Annotated in this window: 19 protein-coding genes; 8 read left to right on the top strand and 11 right to left on the bottom strand. The window is 69.3% G+C overall.

All coding sequences use genetic code 11. The features are described 5' to 3' along the window. Position 1 precedes the first annotated feature (1 nt). Positions 2–1024 (bottom strand): uroporphyrinogen decarboxylase, encoded by a 1023-nt coding sequence (hemE, locus tag L687_RS23600; RefSeq protein WP_021198261.1) that lies wholly within the window; start codon positions 1022–1024, stop codon positions 2–4. A gap of 87 nt (positions 1025–1111) precedes the next feature. Between hemE and L687_RS23595 the strand changes: the two genes are divergently transcribed. The 3 genes from L687_RS23595 to L687_RS23585 are packed head-to-tail and all read left to right on the top strand — an operon-like array spanning position 1112 to position 3433. After that, positions 1112–2407, top strand: a complete 1296-nt coding sequence (locus tag L687_RS23595) for a glutamyl-tRNA reductase (RefSeq protein ID WP_029258544.1) — start codon at positions 1112–1114, stop codon at positions 2405–2407. A 31-nt stretch (positions 2408–2438) separates the two neighbouring features. Beyond that, on the top strand, positions 2439–3011 hold the full coding sequence (locus L687_RS23590; protein WP_021198259.1) for an HhH-GPD-type base excision DNA repair protein: 573 nt from the start codon (positions 2439–2441) through the stop codon (positions 3009–3011). Then, positions 3008–3433 (top strand): DUF1801 domain-containing protein, encoded by a 426-nt coding sequence (locus tag L687_RS23585; RefSeq protein WP_021198258.1) that lies wholly within the window; start codon positions 3008–3010, stop codon positions 3431–3433. Before L687_RS23590 ends, L687_RS23585 begins: the two co-directional genes overlap by 4 nt. Positions 3434–3562: 129 nt before the next feature. Here the strand turns inward: L687_RS23585 and L687_RS23580 are convergent, their stop codons facing one another. Further along, on the bottom strand, positions 3563–4711 hold the full coding sequence (locus L687_RS23580; RefSeq protein ID WP_021198257.1) for an epoxide hydrolase family protein: 1149 nt from the start codon (positions 4709–4711) through the stop codon (positions 3563–3565). A 68-nt stretch (positions 4712–4779) separates the two neighbouring features. Between L687_RS23580 and L687_RS23575 the strand changes: the two genes are divergently transcribed. Next, on the top strand, positions 4780–5739 hold the full coding sequence (locus L687_RS23575; RefSeq protein ID WP_021198256.1) for a helix-turn-helix transcriptional regulator: 960 nt from the start codon (positions 4780–4782) through the stop codon (positions 5737–5739). Between the two features lie 49 nt (positions 5740–5788). On the opposite strand, the gene L687_RS23570 is transcribed toward L687_RS23575, so the two are convergent. After that, a complete protein-coding gene (locus L687_RS23570; RefSeq protein ID WP_021198255.1) occupies positions 5789–7174 on the bottom strand; it encodes a glycine--tRNA ligase in 1386 nt (461 codons plus the stop codon). Positions 7175–7289: 115 nt separating this feature from the next. On the opposite strand from L687_RS23570, the gene L687_RS23565 reads away from it, so the two are divergent. Then, the gene (locus L687_RS23565) at positions 7290–8759 is read left to right on the top strand and encodes a peptide MFS transporter (RefSeq protein ID WP_021198254.1); all 1470 of its coding nucleotides are present in this window, start codon (positions 7290–7292) and stop codon (positions 8757–8759) included. Between the two features lie 40 nt (positions 8760–8799). Here the strand turns inward: L687_RS23565 and L687_RS23560 are convergent, their stop codons facing one another. Together L687_RS23560 and L687_RS0120655 are read right to left on the bottom strand one after the other, a co-directional pair. Then, the gene (locus tag L687_RS23560) at positions 8800–9489 is read right to left on the bottom strand and encodes a GNAT family N-acetyltransferase (RefSeq protein ID WP_029258551.1); all 690 of its coding nucleotides are present in this window, start codon (positions 9487–9489) and stop codon (positions 8800–8802) included. A 50-nt stretch (positions 9490–9539) separates the two neighbouring features. Beyond that, a complete protein-coding gene (locus L687_RS0120655; protein ID WP_031205733.1) occupies positions 9540–10160 on the bottom strand; it encodes a hypothetical protein in 621 nt (206 codons plus the stop codon). 90 nt (positions 10161–10250) lie between these two features. Between L687_RS0120655 and L687_RS23555 the strand changes: the two genes are divergently transcribed. Then, entirely contained in the window at positions 10251–11690 is a 1440-nt protein-coding gene (locus L687_RS23555; protein ID WP_021198252.1) for an MFS transporter, read from the top strand. An 18-nt stretch (positions 11691–11708) separates the two neighbouring features. Here L687_RS23555 and L687_RS23550 read toward each other — a convergent pair whose 3' ends face one another. The 5 genes from L687_RS23550 to L687_RS23530 all read right to left on the bottom strand — a co-directional run bounded on the left by L687_RS23550 (position 11709) and on the right by L687_RS23530 (position 17040). After that, a complete protein-coding gene (locus L687_RS23550; RefSeq protein ID WP_021198251.1) occupies positions 11709–12110 on the bottom strand; it encodes a hypothetical protein in 402 nt (133 codons plus the stop codon). Positions 12111–12139: 29 nt separating this feature from the next. Then, positions 12140–13105, bottom strand: coding sequence for a serine hydrolase (locus L687_RS23545; protein WP_021198250.1), 966 nt, complete (start codon positions 13103–13105; stop codon positions 12140–12142). Positions 13106–13215: 110 nt separating this feature from the next. Continuing rightward, positions 13216–15180, bottom strand: a complete 1965-nt coding sequence (locus L687_RS23540) for a M13 family metallopeptidase (protein WP_021198249.1) — start codon at positions 15178–15180, stop codon at positions 13216–13218. Positions 15181–15190: 10 nt separating this feature from the next. After that, the gene (locus L687_RS23535) at positions 15191–16339 is read right to left on the bottom strand and encodes a sensor histidine kinase (RefSeq protein WP_029258557.1); all 1149 of its coding nucleotides are present in this window, start codon (positions 16337–16339) and stop codon (positions 15191–15193) included. A 2-nt stretch (positions 16340–16341) separates the two neighbouring features. Then, a complete protein-coding gene (locus L687_RS23530; RefSeq protein ID WP_021198247.1) occupies positions 16342–17040 on the bottom strand; it encodes a response regulator transcription factor in 699 nt (232 codons plus the stop codon). Positions 17041–17207: 167 nt separating this feature from the next. Here L687_RS23530 and L687_RS23525 point away from each other — a divergent pair, with 167 nt between their 5' ends. Further along, positions 17208–17663 (top strand): DM13 domain-containing protein, encoded by a 456-nt coding sequence (locus tag L687_RS23525; protein WP_021198246.1) that lies wholly within the window; start codon positions 17208–17210, stop codon positions 17661–17663. Then, the gene (locus tag L687_RS41475) at positions 17660–18175 is read left to right on the top strand and encodes a DoxX family membrane protein (protein WP_021198245.1); all 516 of its coding nucleotides are present in this window, start codon (positions 17660–17662) and stop codon (positions 18173–18175) included. The genes L687_RS23525 and L687_RS41475 overlap by 4 nt, the downstream gene beginning before the upstream one ends. Before the next feature lie 71 nt (positions 18176–18246). Here L687_RS41475 and L687_RS23515 read toward each other — a convergent pair whose 3' ends face one another. Further along, positions 18247–18798: a DnaJ family domain-containing protein gene (locus L687_RS23515; protein ID WP_021198244.1), complete on the bottom strand. Its 552-nt coding sequence runs from the start codon at positions 18796–18798 to the stop codon at positions 18247–18249. Positions 18799–18823 lie beyond the last annotated feature (25 nt).

Here is an 18823-nt window from a genome sequence, read left to right as displayed (position 1 = left end):
GTCAGATCGTGTGCGCCAGCTCGACGATGCGGGTGAGCTGGTCGGGATCGGTCTCCGGAGGAACGCCGTGGCCGAGGTTGAGGATGTGGGCTCGCGCCGCACGGCCGCGCTCGACGACGTCGCGCACGTGGGCCTCGAGCACCGGCCACGGGGCTGCGAGGAGCGCCGGGTCGATGTTGCCCTGCACCGTGACATCCGGTCCGAGGATCGCGGCCGCTTCGTCGAGCGGCTGGCGCCAGTCGACTCCCACCCCGTCGGCCGCACCGTCGAGGCGCATATCGGCGAGGAACGGGCCGGTGCCGACGCCGAAGTGGATCGTCGGCAGACCGATGCCTGCAAGCGCCGCGTGCGAATGCGGGGCGACGAAGGCGCGGTAGTCGGCGGTGCTGAGGGATCCTGCCCAGCTGTCGAAGAGCTGGACGACCGAGGCTCCGGCGTCGCGCTGCGTCTCGAGGAAGCGGCGCGAGACCTTGGCGAGCCAGCCAGCCAGACGGTTCCACGAGTCCGGGTCGGAGTGCATCATGGCCCTGGCCCGCAGGTGCTCCTTGGAGGGACCGCCCTCGACGAGATAGGCCGCGAGCGTGAAGGGCGCGCCCGCGAACCCGATCAGCGGGGTGTCGCCCAGTTCCGCCGTGACGAGACGGACCGCTTCGGCGATGGCCGTGCCGTCCAGGTCGTCCGGGTCGATCGCGGTGATGCGCTCGACGTCGGCTGCCGTACGCACCGGGTTCGCGAACACCGGGCCGCGACCGGGCTCGATCTCGACATCGACGCCGGCGACGCGCAGCGGGATCACGATGTCGCTGAAGAACACGGCCGCATCGACCCCGTGGCGACGCACCGGCTGCAGAGTGATCTCGGCGGCGAGGTCAGGGGTGAGGCAGGCATCGAGCATCCTGGTTCCGACGCGCAGCTCGCGGTACTCGGGCAACGACCGGCCGGCCTGTCGCATGAACCACACCGGAGGGTGGGCAGGACGGTCGCCGGCGAGGGCGCGCAGGAGCGGGGCGTCGGAGAGGGCCATGCGTCCATCCTCCCATCCGCGCCTTATGGAGCCGCCGAGTTCGAAGGGTCAGACCCTCGCCCGCAGACGCTCCGGTACAATCGATCTGTGCTGCTGTGTGTGACGGCGAGTCACAAGACCGCCTCCTTCGAATTGCTCGAACGCCTGAGCCGCACCCCCGACGACGTCGCTCCCACCATCGTGGGCATGACGCCGTGCGTGCAGGGTGCGGTCGTCCTGGCGACGTGCAACCGGTTCGAGGCGTACGTGGAAATGGACGAACCGGTCACCGCCGCCGGCGCCATCGGCGTCGAGGCCGTGATCGAGGCGGTCGAGTCCGCGACCGGCATCTCCGCCGCCGACCTCGACGGCGCCTACACCGTGCACTCGGGTCGACGCGTTGCCGAGCACCTCTTCTCCGTCGCCTCCGGCCTCGAATCCGTCGTCTCCGGCGAGGGCGAGATCGCCGGCCAGGTGCGCCGCGCCCTCAAGTCGGCCCGCAAGGACGGCACCACCTCGCCCGAGCTCGAGCGCCTGTTCCAGCGCGCCAGCCAGGCACAGCGCAAGGTCAAGAACGTCACCGCCCTCGGTCGTGCCGGCCGCTCGCTCGTGCGCCTCGCGCTCGAACTCGCCGACAGCCGCATCGCGGACTGGTCCGCCGAGCGCGTGCTTCTGGTCGGCACCGGCGCCTACGCCGCGGTCACTCTCGCCACGCTCCGCGAGCGCGGCGCCGTGAACATCTCGGTGTACTCGCCCTCCGGCCGCGCCGAGGTCTTCGCCGCGAAGCACGGCATCCGTCCGATCACCGCCGACGAGTACGCCCGTACCGCCGCACACTCGAGCCTGCTCATCACCTGTACCACGGCCACGGAGCCCGTGCTCGGCCCCGAGCATCTGCAGCTGCCGACAGGTCCCGCCGCAGCCGGCTGCCCCGTGGGCGCGCACAGCCAGCTGGTGGTCGATCTGGGCATGCCGCGCAACGTCGACCCCGCCGTCGCCTCCCTCGAGGGCGTCGCACTGCTCGACCTCGAGACCATCCGCCTGCACGCACCGCTCGAAGAACTGCAGGCGACGGATGCCGCTCGCAGCGTCGTCCGCGAAGCCGCAGAGACCTTCCATGTCGTGGGCGCGCGTCAGAGCGTGACCCCGTCGGTCGTGGCCTTCCGCTCGCACATCTTCGAGCTGCTCGAGCGCGAGATCGATCGCGCCCGTGCCCGCGGCGACGAGGACGGAAAGGTCGAACAGGCCCTGCGTCACCTCTCCGGCGTGCTGCTGCACACTCCGACCGTGCGCGCTCACGAGCTCGCCGCGGCGGGTCGTGCCGACGAGTTCACCGCGGCACTGGCCGCGCTCTACGGCATCGCACCCGAGGCTGAGTCGTCGGAGGACGCCGCCACCGCCTGACACGCGCACGCGTGGGTGGGACACTGGAGGCATGGCCCTTCACATCACCGGAGACACCGCCGCCGACGAGCTGCTGACCGACAATCCGCTCGCCCTCCTCGTGGGGATGCTGCTCGACCAGCAGGTTCCGATGGAGACCGCGTTCGCCGGTCCGCTCAAGATCGAGCAGCGCACCGGAGCAGCCGACGCCGCGACGATCGCCGGCATGGCACCGGACGAGTTCCTCGAGGCGTTCAAGCAGACTCCGGCCGTGCACCGTTTCCCCGGGTCCATGGCGACACGCGTGCAGACACTGTGCCAGACCCTCGTCGACGACTGGGACGGCGACGCCGCCACGCTGTGGACCGAAGGGGACCCGTCGGGGCCCGAGGTGCTGAAGCGACTGAAAGCCCTTCCCGGCTTCGGAGAGCAGAAGGCCAAGATCTTCCTCGCCCTCCTCGGCAAGCAGTACGGCTTCACGGGCGAGGGGTGGCGTGAGGCCTCCGCTCCCTATGGTGAGGACGGGTCGTACCGCAGCGTCGCCGACATCGTCTCGCCGGACTCGCTCGCGAAGGTGCGCGAGCACAAGAAGGCCATGAAGGCTGCGGCGAAGGCCTCGAAGTGAAACCCACGGGGGACGACGTCGCAGGGCTCATCGCCCGCTCCTCCCCCGCGGTCCGCCGCCGGGACGCCGAGACCCTGACCGCGCTCATGCAGGAGATCACCGGACGCGAACCGCAGACCTGGGGCACGATCATCGGGTTCGGATCCTGCCACTACCGCTACCCCACCGGCACCGAGGGCGACAGCGGACTGCTCGGCTTCGCCCCGCGCAAGGCTGCCACCACGATCTACCTGTTCGACGGCGTCGCCGCGCACAGCGAGGCCCTCGCGAAGCTCGGCCCGCACACCACCGGCGTCGGCTGCCTCTACATCAAGGACCTGGAGCAGATCGACCTCGACGTGCTGCGCGGCATCCTGGAGCGCTCACTGGCCTGGGTCGAGGCGGGTGGCACCCCCGAGGTGCAGCTCACCGTCACGGGCTGAGTCGCGTCGCGAGCATGCTCGCAGGGTTCGAGGTTCGAGACCCATGCTGCGCGCCGAGACCCATCCGCAGCAGCGTCTGCGCGGATGGGTCTCGGCGAGGAGCGTGGGTCTGGCCCGACGTGACAGGAGTCAGGCCTGAGCGGCGAAGAAGGTGCGGATGTCGCCGGCGAGCAGGTCGGGGCGCTCCAGAGCGGCGAAGTGCCCGCCCTCGTCGAAGCGGCTCCAGTGCACGATGTTGGAGTTGTCGCGTTCGGCGAAGACCCGGATCGTCTGGAAGTCGTCGGCGAAGACCGCGACTCCGGTGCGCGCGGCGTTGATGCGCGGCTCGGCGCCTTCGGCCGCGGCGTCGGCCCTGGCGTTCTCCAGGTAGCTGCGGCTCATGCCGGATGCCGCGTTCGCGAACCAGTTCACGCTGACCTCGAGCAGGATCTTCTCCAGCGGTACGAGGGAGGTGCCGTTGCCGAACGAGTTGAACAGCTCGCTGTAAGCCAGCAGCCCGACCGGGGAGTCGCTGATCCCCACCGACACGGTCTGCGGGCGCGAGGAGTTCATCGCGTTGTACCCGCCGACCGACTGGAACCACTGCATGTGCTCGAGGCCGGCGTAGTCCGCGGGCTCCAGCCTCTCGAACTCCGCCGGGTCACCGGAGGGGAACGAGAACAGCTGCAGCACGTGCAGTCCGAGGAAACCCTCCGGGTTCAGCAGTCCCAGCTCGCGCGCCACCATGGCGCCGTTGTCCGAGCCGTGGATGCCGTAGCTGTCGTAGCCGAGCCCGCGCATCAGCCGGTCGTAGGCCTGGGCGACCCGGGCGGTCGTCCACCCCGCAGAGGCGAGCGGCTGCGAGAAGCCGTACCCCGGCGCATCCGGGATGACGACGTCGAACGCGTCTTCCGCGCGGCCGCCGTGCGCCACCGGGTCGACGAGACGGTCGATCACGTCGAGGTAGTCGACCGCCGAACCGGGGTAGGTGTGCGCGAGCAGCAGCGGCGTCGCGCTCTCGTGAGCCGACCGCACGTGGATGAAGTGGATCGTCTGGCCGTCGATCTCGGTGGCGAAGTGCGGAACGGCGTTGATCTGCTCCTGAGCAGCAGCCCAGTCGAAGTCGCGCCAGGCGGCGATGGCCTCGCGCAGGTAGGAGTTGGGGGTGCCGGCATCCCAGTCATCCGTCGGCGACGGCTGCGGAAGACGGGTGCGGGCGAGGCGATCCTGGAGATCGGCGACCTCGGCGGCGGGGACCGAGACGGTGAAGGGGCGGAACGTGAGCGTCGTGTTTTCCATATCTCGAAGGTACGAGGGCATTAGGTTGGATCCGTTCCTAATGGATGAAGAACTTTCGAGGAGCTCTCATGGCTGATCCCACCGCGCGGCTGCTAGCCCTGCTGGCCCTGCTGCAGACCGGACCCGAGCGCTCCGGAACCGAGCTCGCCGCCCGGCTCGGTGTCTCCTCCCGCACCGTGCGGCACGACATCGAGCGGCTGCGCGACCTCGGATACCCGGTCGACGCCACGCGCGGATCCGTAGGCGGATACCGTCTCGGCGCGGGCGGCAAGCTCCCCCCGCTGCTCCTCGACGACGAGGAAGCGGTGGCGGTCACGGTCGGACTCCGCGCTGCAGCGGGCATCGCCGGGGTGGCGGAGTCGGGGGCCAGGGCTCTCGCCAAGCTCGAACAGGTGCTGCCCTCGCACCTGCGCCCCACGGTGGATGCGCTCCGCTCGAGCGTCGACCGCGCCCCGGAGAACAACGACACCGACGCGCCGGACCCGGAGGTCGACGCCGCGTCGCTGCAGGCCATCGCGAGCGCGATCCGCAACGAGGAATGGCTGCGCTTCGACTACGAGGGCGCGCCCGTGCTGGTCGAGCCGTATCGGCTGCTCACCTGGGTGCGGCGCTGGTATCTGGTCGCCCGCAACCCCGCGACCGACGAGTGGGGGACGTACCGTGTCGACTGGATGGAGCTGCGGATGCCGACCCATCGCCGCTTCGATCCCCAGCCGCTGCCCGGCGGCGACTACACGGCGTTCGCGATGCGGACCATCGCCGTGAGCGGGTGGATCGTGCACGCCCGGCTGCGCATCGATGCGCCGGCCGCGGCGGTGCTCGCACGGATCCACGCCGCGGTCGGGGTGGTCGAACCGGTCGACGACGAGCACTGCATCCTCGTCACCGGCGCCGACAGCCTCGACACCGTCGCCGCCTACATCGGGATGCTCATGATGGACTTCACGGTCGAGAGTCCGCCCGAGCTGATCCCGCGCCTGCAGCTGCTCTCCGAGCGCTACGCACGCGCGGTGGCCGGGAGCACATGAAAGACCCCGCCGGCCTGCATGAGGCCGACGGGGTCCGGATGCCGCGTGCTCAGGCGCCGCGCAGGCGCTCGGCCAGGTACGCGTGCAGCTCGTCGATCGAGACGCGTTCCTGCGCCATGGTGTCGCGGTCGCGCACGGTGACGGCACGGTCGTCGAGGGAGTCGAAGTCGACCGTGACGCAGAACGGGGTGCCGATCTCATCCTGACGACGGTAGCGGCGACCGATCGCACCGGCGTCGTCGAAGTCGACAGCCCACGAGCTGCGGAGCGTGTCGGCGACCTCGCGCGCGAGCGGCGACAGGTTCTCGTTGCGGCTCAGCGGCAGCACGGCGGCCTTGACCGGAGCCAGGCGCGGGTCAAGCTTGAGCACCGTGCGCACATCGGTGCCACCCTTGGCGTTGGGCACCTGCTCCTCACGGTAGGCGTCGACGAGGAACGCCATCATCGCGCGGGTGAGACCGAAAGACGGCTCGATCACGTACGGGGTGTAACGCTCGCCCGTTGCCTGGTCGAAGTACGTCAGGCTCTGGCCGGACGCCTCGCTGTGGCTGGAGAGGTCGTAGTCGGTGCGGTTGGCGACGCCCATGAGCTCGCCCCACTCCTTGCCGGTGAAGCCGAACTTGTACTCGACGTCGATCGTGCCGGCGGAGTAGTGCGCGCGATCGTCCTCCGGAACGTCGAACTGACGCATGTTCTCGGGGTCGATGCCGAGATCGATGAACCAGTTCCAGCAGGCCTCGACCCAGTGCTCGAACCACTCCTGCGCCTCGGCCGGCGGCGTGAAGAATTCGATCTCCATCTGCTCGAACTCGCGAGTGCGGAAGATGAAGTTTCCGGGCGTGATCTCGTTGCGGAACGCCTTGCCGACCTGGCCGATGCCGAACGGCGGCTTCTTGCGGCTCGCGGTGAGCACGTTCGAGAAGTTCACGAAGATGCCCTGCGCAGTCTCGGGGCGCAGGTAGTAGAGACCCGACTCGTCGTCGACGACGCCGAGGTAGGTCTTGACCAGACCGGAGAATGCCTTGGGCTCGGTGTACTGCCCCTTGGTGCCGCAGTTCGGGCAGGGGATGTCGGCGAGACCGTTCTCGGCCTTCCGACCCTTGCGCGCCTCGAAGTCCTCGATGAGGTTATCGGCGCGGAAGCGCTTGTGGCACTGCAGGCACTCGACCAGCGGGTCGGTGAAGGTCGCGACGTGACCCGACGCCTCCCACACGCGCTTGGGCAGGATGATGCTGGAGTCGAGGCCGACCATGTCGCCACGACCGCGCACGAACGTCTGCCACCACTGCCGGCGGATGTTCTCCTTGAGCTCCGTACCGAGGGGGCCGTAGTCCCAGGCCGACCGGGAACCGCCGTAGATCTCACCCGCTTGGAACACGAACCCGCGGTGGCGGGCGAGGGCGATGACCTTGTCGAGGCGGGACTGTTCGGCCATGGTGGCTCCAATGGTCGGATGCGGGAGGAAACCCGTGAACACGGGCACCTCATTCTATCCGTGGTTCCCGCGCGCTCCCTGGCCCCGGCGGCTGCGCCGGAGTAGCGTCCTGGGGATGAGCACTGCAGCGCGAACACCGCGGACCCGCGACGACGACACCCGGTTCTTCGGGCAACCGTGGGCCCTGGTGCACATCTTCGGCGTGGAGATGTGGGAGCGCTTCAGCTTCTACGGCATGCAGGGCATCCTGCTCATCTACCTGTACTTCTCGCTGACCGAAGGCGGCCTCGGCATCCCCAAGGCGATCGCGGGCGGCATCGTGGGCGCGTACGGAGGATCGGTCTACCTCTCGACGATCCTGGGCGCGTGGCTCGCGGATCGCCTGTTCGGCGCGGAGCGGGTGCTGTTCGTCAGCGCGATGGTGATCGTGGCGGGACACCTCGCCCTCGCCCTGCTCCCCGGAGCGGTGGGTGTCGGCGTCGGCCTGGTGCTCGTCGCACTCGGCTCCGGTGGACTCAAGGCCAATGCGACGTCGGTCGTGGGCAGTCTCTACAGCGCCGACGATCCACGACGGGATGCCGGGTTCTCGCTGTTCTACCTCGGCATCAACCTCGGCGCCTTCCTGGGTCCGATCCTCACCGGCATCCTGCAGTCCTCGCTCGGCTTCCACTACGGCTTCGGGCTCGCGGCCGTCGGGATGACGCTGGGACTCATCCAGTACGCGTTCGGCCGCACGTCGCTGCCCGCCTCGGCGCGGGAGGTGCCGAACCCGCTCCCGAAGTCCCGCTACCTCCTGGTCGGGCTCATCGCCGGTGGCGCGGTCGTACTCATCGCCGTCCTGGTGCTGACCGGCGTGATCCGGCCCGACAACCTCGCCACCCTCGTGATCGGCGTCACGATCGTCGCCGCCGTCGCCTACTTCTCGGTCATCCTCGGCAGCCGCCGCATCGATGCCACCGAACGCTCCCGGGTGTGGGCGTTCCTGCCGCTGTTCATCACGAGCGTCGCATTCTGGTCGCTGTACCAGCAGCAGTTCACCGTGCTGACGATCTACTCCGACCAGCGCCTGGACCGGAATCTCTTCGGATGGGAGATGCCCGTGTCGTGGGTGCAGTCCATCAATCCGGTGTTCATCATCATCCTGTCCGGCGTCTTCGCGGCGATCTGGACCAAGCTCGGGAAGCGGCAGCCCTCGACCCCGGTCAAGTTCGCGCTGGCCGCGATCATCATGGGATCGGCGTTCCTGCTCTTCCTGCCGTTCGCCGGCGGAGGAGCGAACTCCACGCCGCTGCTCGCGATCGTCGGGATCCTCTTCGTGTTCACCGTGGCCGAGTTGCTCATCTCGCCTGTCGGCCTGTCGGCGGCGACCAAGCTCGCGCCGACCGTGTTCCGTACGCAGATGGTCGCGCTGTTCTTCCTGTCGATCGCGCTGGGCACGGCGATCTCCGGCTGGCTCGTGCAGTTCTACGACCCGGAGAACGAGGTGCCCTTCTTCTCGATCCTCGGCGGCATCGCCATCGTGGTCGGCATCGGGCTGCTGCTCAGCGTGAAGCCCGTGCTGAAGCTCATGCGCGGGGTGCGCTGAGCGCTCCGCGTCCGCAGATCACGCGGTGAAGCGGATCCTCTCAGGCCGTGAAGAGGTAGCCGCGCGCGGTGTCGTACCCGGCGATCCGGAGGCCGCTGCCGAGCAGACCCTCCATCTGCGCACGCAGGCGCAGGCGCCACTCGTGAGCGGCCGCAGGATCGGAGACGCGCAGCGCCTCGATGTCGGCCGGGATCTCGAGGGTCTCCACGACCGTGTCGTCGGCCGGAGGCTTGGCGATGTCGGCGAGCGCCCACTCGACATCGAGGCGGTCGCTCTCATCGCCCGCGTCGCCGCCGCCGAAGATGCCGTAGCGGTTGACCGAGTAGCCGGTCGCGCGTGCGCCGAGCACGGTGAAGAAGAAGTGCGCGTTGCGTGCAACGAGCGGATCGAACACCCACGTGATGCGGCCGACGTCGCGGGAGAACGCCCACTGGCGCTGGTGCTCCTTGAGCTCGCGACCCCAACCGCGACCGCGGTATTCGGGGAGCAGGGCGGTGATGTGCGAGTGCATCGCACGGCGCGCGGGCTCGCCGAAGAACGCGATGGAGGCGCCCACCATGCGCTCGTCGTCGCCCTCACCGTCGAAGAAGCCGACGACGTAGTTGCCCGACTGCTGCAGGGCACGCAGGGTTCCGGCATCCACCACGCGCTGCGGACCCCGGATGGAGTCGAGCAGGCCCTGCGCGTCGAGGATGAGTTCAACGGTGTCGAGGTCACGGATGGTTCGCACGCACCCAGTCTGCCCCTCCTCGGCCCGTTCGAGGAATCCGAACCCCGATGTCACCGCATCGGGAAGGCCTCTCCCCCGCCCGCGGCGAGCGCCTCGGCGACGATGCGGATGTGCTCCTCGGCCATCTCCTGCGGAATCGGCGGCAGGATCCCGTCCCAGAACGACAGCACCGCACCTCGCCCTTGCATCATGCCGGCGGGGCGTCCCATCGCCCACAGGTGCAGATGCGCCGAGCCGTCGTTCCACCGCCCGAAGTGGCACCGCGCGACGCCGGGGACGCTCTTGACCGCCTGCGAGACACGCTGCATCAGGGGCCCGAGCGCCGCGAGCACCTCGACCGGCGCGTTCTCGAGCAGCCAATGCTCACGCGGGGCGATCGCGCCGATGAACGGCAACCCGCCGATCTCCCACCCCGCGCGCACCTGCCAGTGCTCGTCGTGCCAGATCGTGAACTCGCTCGGGGCGCAGGGTCCGCATTCGGCCGGGTCCAGCTCGCCGCCGCGGGGCTTCTCAGGCACCAGCATCGGTTCGAGCGGTCGCATCGTGATCGTCTCGAAGGCCCACGGCAATCCCTCGGCGACGGCGGAGGCGTCGAGCGCCTCACCGATCGGGAGCCTGCGGTGGAACGCGGAATCGGCGGGATGCTGGTCGATCGTGGCGTCGTCGCTCATCTCCCCATGCAATCACGGACCGCGTGCCGCCCGGTCGATCGAGCCGGGGTGTCCGGCCCCGCACCGCTCGATCGCCGATAGCCTGAGCCGGTGGGTGCGAGTGACGACAGGGCCAGGAAGCGGCTCTCCCGCACCCCTCCCAAGTGGGCGATCGTCGCCGTGCTCGCCTTCGCGGGTCTCTGCTCGTCGTTCATGTTCACGCTGGTCGTGCCGCTGCAGGCCGAGCTGCCGCAACTGCTGAACGCCTCGCGCGAAGACACGACGTGGGTCGTCACGATCACCCTGCTCGTCGCCGCGGTCGCCACCCCCATCTCGGGCCGCCTCGGAGACATGTACGGCAAGCGCCGGGTCGTGATCGCGCTCCTCGCGATCCTGATCCTCGGTTCCGTGATCGCCGCGGTCTCCGGTTCGATCGTCGGCGTGATCATCGGCCGGGCTCTGCAAGGCGCAGTCACGGGCGTCGTGCCGCTCGGCATCGCGATCATGCGCGACGTGCTGCCACCCGAGCGCCTCGGCACCGCCGTGGCCCTCATGAGCGCGACGATGGGCGTCGGTGGGGCGATCGGCATGCCCGTGGCCGCCCTCCTCGCCCAGAACGCCGACTGGCACATGCTCTTCTGGCTCGCGGCCGCCCTCGGTGCCGTCGGCCTCGCGCTGGTGATCGCGGTGATCCCCGAGGACGTGCTGCGCTCCCCCGGCCGACTCGACGTGATCGGCGCCATCGGCCTCGCGATCGGCCTCACCAGCATCCTTCTCTTCGTCTCGCGGGGCGCGCAGTGGGGCTGGACCTCACCACTGACGCTCACGTGCATCATCGGCGGACTCGCGGTGCTCCTGGTGTGGGGCTGGTACCAGCTGCGCACCACGGACCCTCTGCTCGATCTCCGCGTCGCCGCGCGGCCGGCGGTGCTGTTCACCAACATCGCCGCGATCGGCATGGGTTTCGCGCTCTTCGCCTCGAACGTGACGTTCCCGCAGATGCTCGAAGCGCCGGCCACCGGTGGCGGCTTCGGCCTCGACATGGTCGCCGCATCACTCGTGATCATGCCGGCAGGCCTGGTGATGATGGTGATCTCGCCGCTCTCGGGCTGGCTCGAGCGCACGGTCGGTCCGCGCCCGCTGTTCACGGTCGGCGCCACCGCGATCGTGCTCGCCTACGTGTTCGTGCTGCTGTGGTCGAGCGAGGTGTGGCACGTCCTCATCGCGAACCTGCTGATCGGCGTCGGGATCGGCTTCACGTTCGCCGCGATGCCGATGATCATCATGCGTTCCGTCCCCGCCAACGAGACCGGAGCGTCGAACGGGCTGAACGCGCTGTTCCGGTCGATCGGAACGTCGGGAGCCTCAGCCGTGATGGGTGGCGTCCTGGCCGCGATGAGCATGGACATCGACGGCGTCGCCGTTCCCACCAGGGCCGCGTTCGAGGTGTGCTTCTGGCTCGCGATCGCCGCGGGGGCGATCGCCGTGGTGCTGTCGCTCTTCATCCCGAGGCAGCGCGCAGCGGAGCAGCATCCGTCACTGCCCGACTGAGCCCGTCAGCGATCCACCTCAGCGCGCGATCGTGCGCGGATCCGGGTCGTCCTCGCGCGGTGGGCGCAGCCGGTCCGGGATCGGCCACGACAGGATGAACTGCGTGGTCGCTGGACGGGTCATATCGCCGAAGTCGTCGATCTTCACCACGATCCGTCCCGGGGCTTCGTGCTCGTCGGGCGTCACCTCGAGGATGCGCACCCGCAGCGGGCGCTCGTCCTCGCCGTCCAGCATCCACGGATCGGCGAGCCAGGCGATGCCGTGCTGTTCGAGAGCAGCCTCGGCATCGAGCCACTCCGCGGGAGCGGAGACGGGTCGCCCGAGCACGTCGACGGGCACCCACTCGTCTCCATCGGGGTGGATCCATCCGAGCAGCTCGCCGTCATCACGGCGGTGCGGGGTCCAGTCAGATCGCGGCATCCCTCGATGCTAGCGAGGGGACCCCTGGGTCAGTGCGTGTATTCCATGAGCTCGACGCCGAGCATGCGGAAGGCGTCGTGCGCACGCAGGCGATGCGTGATCGAGAGGTCGTCGAAGCACACGATGAGCGAGTAGGCGACCCCGGCACGAGGACCGGCGAGCACACCTGCCTCGGCGCGCACTCCACGATCGCGACCGGTCTTGTTCACGAACAGGAGGCCGTGCGCATCGTGATCGTGCGCGAACGGGTCGAGACCCGTGGAGGCTGCGACCAGGCTCAGATCCTGGTTGAGGCTCAGCCATTCCGACACCTGCGCGCTGACGGCGGCGTCGACCACCTGCGAGTTCACCAGAGCGGAGAAGAGCCCGGCGAGCTCCCGCGCGGATCCCACGGCGACCTGCGGGGCGTCGTCGGGGCCGCGGCGGTCGCGGAAGCGGTCGAGCAGCGCGGTGCGACGCAGCCCGAGCGATTCGATGCGCTCGCGCACCCGATCGTGTCCGACCCGCTGCAGCAGCGCGTTCACCGCGATGGGATCTCCCGCGGTCGCCGCCATCACGGCGAGGTCTTCGAGGGGCAGCGCCGGCGCATGCAGATGACGCCACAGTCCCGAGGTCTCCACCGCCTCGACACTCTCGCGCTCGACGATCTCGAACGGATCGAGAGCACCGCTCTGGAAGCCCGCAGCGACCTCGATCAGGAGCGGCACCACGCCGAGGCCCGCGATCGGCATCGTGACGTGGTCGTCGCCGGCAAGCACGTGCACATGGTTGTCGAGGTCGACGACGTGCACCGAGACCTGCGCACCGGAATCGACCAGCCCCTCCAGCGAGCGGAGGGTGGCCGTGAACGACCGGCGTCCGGCGGCGGCTCGTCGTGGAAGTCGACGGCTGGTGCGCTGGGAGCGGCGACCCGCGCCGGATGCCTCCGGGGCGCCGTCGAGGGACTCGGGGGCCGAGGAGTTGCGGAAGCCTTCACCAGGCTCGAGAGCGCCCACGCTGATCCTTAGGGGGGTGGATGTGCGGGATACCGAGGGGAGACGCTCCCCAGCGGCAGGGCTATCGTAACCCCACCGCCGGGGGATGCTTCACAGAGTGCGACGATTGGTCACCAGATGGTCACTCGCGATGCCGCGGGCAGCCAGAGGGCGTCGGTCTCGCTCACTCCGAACGCCTCGTAGAAGGCGTCGATGTTGCGCACGATCTGGTTGCAGCGGAACTCGTTCGGCGAGTGCGGGTCGATCGTCAGCAGGCGCAGCGTCTCGGCATCCCGGCTCTTCTGCTGCCACACCTGCGCCCACGACAGCAGCAGGCGCTGCACGCCCGTGTACCCGTCGATGACCGGGGCCTCCGCGCCGTCCAACGACAGCTCGTAGGCCTTCAACGCGATGCCGAGTCCGCCGAGGTCGCCGATGTTCTCGCCGATCGTGAGCGCGCCGTTCACGTGGTGCTCGGCATCCAGCCCCTCGGGGACGAGCGCGTCGTACTGCGCGATCAGGGCCTTCGTGCGTTCCTCGAAAGCCGAGCGGTCGGCATCCGTCCACCAATCCTGCAACCGGCCGTCGCCGTCGTAGCGGCTGCCCTGGTCGTCGAATCCGTGGCCGATCTCGTGACCGATGACCGCCCCGATGCCCCCGTAGTTCGCGGCGGCGTCGCGACCGGCATCGAAGAACGGGTATTGCAGGATCGCTGCGGGGAACACGATCTCGTTCATCGACGGGTTGTAGTACGCGTTGACCATCTGCGGCGGCATGTGCCACTCGGTGCGGTCGATGGGCTTGCCGACCTTGTCGACGTTGCGGTCGTGCTCGAAGATCGATGCGCGACGCACGTTGCCGAACAGGTCGGCCCGGTCGATCTCGAGGCTCGAGTAGTCGCGCCACACCTCGGGGTGTCCGATCTTCGGGGTGAACGAGTCGAGCTTGGCGAGCGCGCGCTCGCGGGTCTCGGCCGTCATCCACTCGAGCTCGGTGATGCTCTGGCGATACGCCTCGATCAGGTGCGCGACCAGCTCGTCCATCGCGGCCTTCGCCGTCGGCGGGTAGTGCCGCTCGACGTAGACCTTGCCGATCGCCTCGCCGAGCGCGCCCTCGGTGAGCGAGACGCCGCGCTTCCAGCGCTCGCGCATGGTGGGGACGCCGGTGAGCTCGGTGCCGTAGAACGAGAAATTCTCCTGCACGAGATCATCGGTCAGGTACGGAGCCGCCGCGTGCACGACCTTGGCACGCAGCCACGCCTTCCAGTCGTCGAGGCGCTCGGACGTCAGGAGCGAGCCGAGCCCCTCGAAGAAGCTGGGCTGCGAGACCACGACCTCATCGAAGGCCGCCGGGTTCGACGGCGAAACCGCCTCGCGCCACGGGGTCAGGTCCACCCCGGCGAGCGCCTGCAGTTCGTCCCACGTCTTGAGGTTGTAGGTGGCCACCGCGTCACGGCTGCGCACGTTGTCCCAGTGGTGCCCGGCGAGCTCGGTCTCGAGCGCGATCGCACGGTCGGCGTTCGTCGCGGCGTCGGCGACGCCGGCCAGGCCGAGCAGCCGCTCGAGGTGTGCACGGTAGGCGGTCCGGGTGGCGGCGAACGTGTCGAGGCGGAAGTAGCTCTCGTCCGGCAGCGACAGACCCGCCTGCACGAGCACCGGAAGGTAGCGCTCGGGGTTGCCCGGGTCGCCGTCGACGTACAGGCCGATGACCGATGCACGGCCGTCGCGGTCGCAGGCGCCGACGGTGCGCAGGAACGAGGGGATGCCGTCGATCGCGTCGATCTCGGCGAGGGTCTCGGCCAGCGGCGTCACTCCGGCGGCATCGATGCGCTCGGTGTCCATGAAGCTCGCGAACAGATCGCCGATCTTACGGGCGAGGGTACCCTCCTCGGCGTCCTGCGACTCCTCGATGATCGCGCGCACGTCTTTCTCCGCCTGCTCGGCGAGGAGGTGGAACGAGCCCCAGCGCGCCTTGTCGCCCGGGATCTCGGTGCGGGCGAGCCACGCCCCGTTCACGTGACGATAGAGGTCGTCCTGCGGGCGGATGTCGGAGCTGAACTCATCAAGGGCGAGGCCCACGGGAAGAACGTCAGTCATGCGCTCCAGCCTATGACCCGCCTCCCCCGAACGGCAGGAGCACGTTCATGCGGAACCCCTCGTCGGTCCGCTCGGCGAAGACCTCTCCGCCGTGCGCACGCGCCAGGCCGCGCGCGATCGACAGGCCGAGACCGGCCCCGGAAGCCACGCCGTCCTGGTCGATCGGGGCCGTGCGGGCCGCGTCCTCGCGCCAGCCGACGTCGAACATGCGGTCGAGATCCTCCACCGCGACACCCGCGCCGTGATCGAGGATGCCGAGCACGAGGCGGTTCCGCTCGACCTCGGTGGCCGAGATGACGATGTCCGTGCCGCGCGGCGCATGTCGGATCGCGTTGGTCAGCAGGTTGACGACGATCCGTCCGAGCTGATGCGGGTCCGCCCAGAGCACGTGACCGCCCACGCCGCGCTCGACGATGCGCACGCCGTGGCGATCTGCGGCGGCCGCGACGTCGGCGACCGCATCCGAGACCACGTCGAGCAGCTCGACCTGCTGGGTCTGCAGCTGCACGGCTCCCGAGGTCAGCGTCGACAGCTCGAACAGGTCGTCCACCATGCGGCTCATCGTCTCCACCTGCACCCGCACCTGCCCGGCGAAGCGCTCCGGAGCATCGGCCGCGCCGTCTTCGATCGACTCGGCGAGCGCACGGACCGCCGTCAGGGGCGTGCGCAGATCGTGCGAGATCCAGGCGAAGAACCGCCGTCGCGCCGAGTCCAGCCGCTCCAGCTCGGCATTCGCGGCATCGACCTTCGCCGACACCTCGGCGAGCCGTACCGACAGATCGTCCAGCTCGCGCGATCCTCCCTGCTCGGCGACGATCACACCTCCGCGGCCCACCTCGTCGAGCGATGCCGACAGACGATCGAACGACGAACGCATCGCCCTGGCCACCACCCAGGCAGTCGTGATCCCGAGCACAAGGGACACCCCGATCACCACGAGGAGCACGGTCAGGTCGTGCGTCGAGATGTACATCTCCAGCGAGATCGCGACGACCGAGGCCGCCATCGTGACGACCCCCGCGCTCGCGACCAGCATCAACTGCGCGCGGACAGAGCGACGGCGCAGCACTCGCAGCACGGCGAGCGTGAGCGCCGCGACGCAGACCGCCACGAGCAGGCACGTCATCACGATCAGCAGCACATCGGCCCCGGCGAGCATGATCACGAGTGATCCCCCTCTGCCGAGAAACGGTATCCGACGCCCCACTCCGTGCGCAGGTGGACGGGGTCTCGCGGATCCACCTCGATCTTCTCCCGCAGCCGGCGCACGTGCACGGTGACCGTCGAGGCCTCGCCGAAGCTCCAGCCCCAGGCTTCGCGGAGGATCTCCTCGCGACCGAGCGGGCGCCCCTCGTTGCGCACCAGGAAGTGCAGCAGGTCGTACTCACGACCGGTGAGGGCGATCTCCTCGCCGCGCACCCACACGCGCCGACGGAGCGGATCGATCGCGAACACGCCGGCACGCACCTCGCCGACCGCGGCCTGCGTCACCTGCGAGCGCCGTACCAGCGCACCGACGCGCATGAGCAGCTCCCGCAGCGAGAACGGCTTCGCGAGATAGTCGTCGACGCCGAACTCGAAGCCCTCGATGCGGTCCTCCACCTGTCCGAGAGCGGTGAGAAGCATGATGGGCACGTCCGAGAACGAGCGCAGATCACGGCACAGCTCATCACCGCTGATGCCCGGGAGCATCCGGTCGACGATCACCACGTCCGGGATGCTCCCGCGCAGCGCGGTCCGCGCCGAGACACCGTCGCCGAAGCTGGAGACCGCGTAGCCGTGGGCGCGCAGATAGGCGCCCACCGCCTCCCTGACCGTGGGGTCGTCTTCGACCACGACGACCTCGGCTGGCTCCTGCATGGGGTCGACACTAGTCGCGCGATGCACGCCCCCGGCCGGTTCCTTACAGTCTTGAAAGGTCTTCTCCACCGGCGTCTGCGCGTTCGTAGCGTTCATCGAAGTGCGATCCGCCGCGGCATCCGTCGCTCCGGGCACAGAGTCGCACACACAGTGAACTGGAGAATCTCATGCGCAAGATCGCTCTCGCCGCCACCGCGGCCCTCACCCTCGCCCTGGCCCTGTCGGCGTGCAGCTCGCCGGCTGCGACGGAAAACGCCAAGCCCTCGTCTTCGGCGTCGCAGAGCGCCGACTCCGGCACCTCGACCACGAAGATGGACCTGGCCGAGAAGACGGGCACCTTCGCGGGCCTGAACGACAAGAAGGTGTCGGGCACCGTCACCGTGACCGACGACGAGATCGCCCTGTCCGGGTTCTCGTCAGATGAAGGCCCCGATCTGCACGTCTACCTCACGAACGGCACCGATGAGGCCGCCGTCTCTGCGGGCACGCTCGTGGATGCCGTCTCGTTCGACACCGCCACCCAGACCTTCACGCTCGACGGCGTCGACACCTCGGAGTACTCCTACGTCGTGATCCACTGCGACAAGGCGAAGGCCGTGTTCGGAGCAGCCGAGCTCTCATGATCGGATCGCGACCCGCAGGCGTCCTCACCCTCTCGCTGCTCGGCGCCGGGGCCAGGGTGGCGGTCGGGGTGCTCTGGCTGATCGAGGGCATCCTGAAGTACCGGGCCGGATTCGGAGCGGCCGACATCGAGCTGGTGGCGCAGAGCACGGAGGGGAACCCTCGGGTGCCGTGGTTCTTCGAGCCGCTCGCGTCGTTCATGGGCATGGCGCCCGGTGTGTTCGGCGTGGTGATGCCCGCTCTCGAGGTCGCTCTCGGCGTGCTGCTGGTCGCAGGATTCCTGACCAGGATCGCGGCTTTCCTGTCGATCGGCACGCTCATGCTCTATTGGAGCGCGGATCAGCTGATCGCCCAGTATCCGGCGATGGTCGTGCTCTCCGCAGTCGTGCTCCTCCTCACCGTCTCCGGACGATTCGGGATGGACGGATGGCTGCGCGCTCGTCGGCGCGAAGCGACCGAAGCGATTGAAGCGACCGAAGCGACTGCTGCGACTTCCGGTCTGTGGGAGGCCTGAAGCGTCGGCAGAGCCCGACCGTTCAAACGGGGACGCGGGTGCGGCCGGGTGGGGGCCCGGTCGCATCCGTATCAGCCGCGGCGTCGCAGGGAGAAGCGGCGGCGTCGCGGCTGCTCGGCGGGCGCGGCCTTCGGGCGCGCCGCCCGACGCTCGGCCCAGGCGGCCACCTCGGCGTCGACGTCACGCGGCGAGGTGACCACGGGCGGGCCGCCCTGCAGCTGGCGGCGCGCTTCCCGCACTCGCCGATTGAAGTCCTCGAGGACGTCGCGCACATCGGACTCGCGCCCCAGCAGGTCGAGCTGATCGTCCAGCTCCCGATCCTCGGTGCGCAGCAGGATCGCCGGCGGACCGAGACCGGTGAGGTTCTCGGTCTCGATCTTGCGACGGATCCACCAGTCCGGGTCGTGATGGGTGCCGAGTCCTTCGAGAGGCTTGCCCGCACCGGGAAGGTCGTCGAACTCCCCCCGGCGGATCGCCACCTGGATGGCCGTCTCGATGAATGCGGCACGATCGACCGCCGCGGCGATCCCGGGCGGCGTGCCCGACTCCTCGTCGCCGTCCACGCTCTCGCCGTGCTGTCTGCTCGCGAGATATCGTGCGGCCGCTTCTCTGGGATCCGTCATGATGCACCTCCGTGGCATCCGAGCT

This window comes from Microbacterium maritypicum MF109, assembly GCF_000455825.1.
Classification (GTDB): Bacteria; Actinomycetota; Actinomycetes; order Actinomycetales; family Microbacteriaceae; genus Microbacterium; species Microbacterium maritypicum_A.
This window is presented reverse-complemented; position numbering and strand designations above follow the sequence as displayed.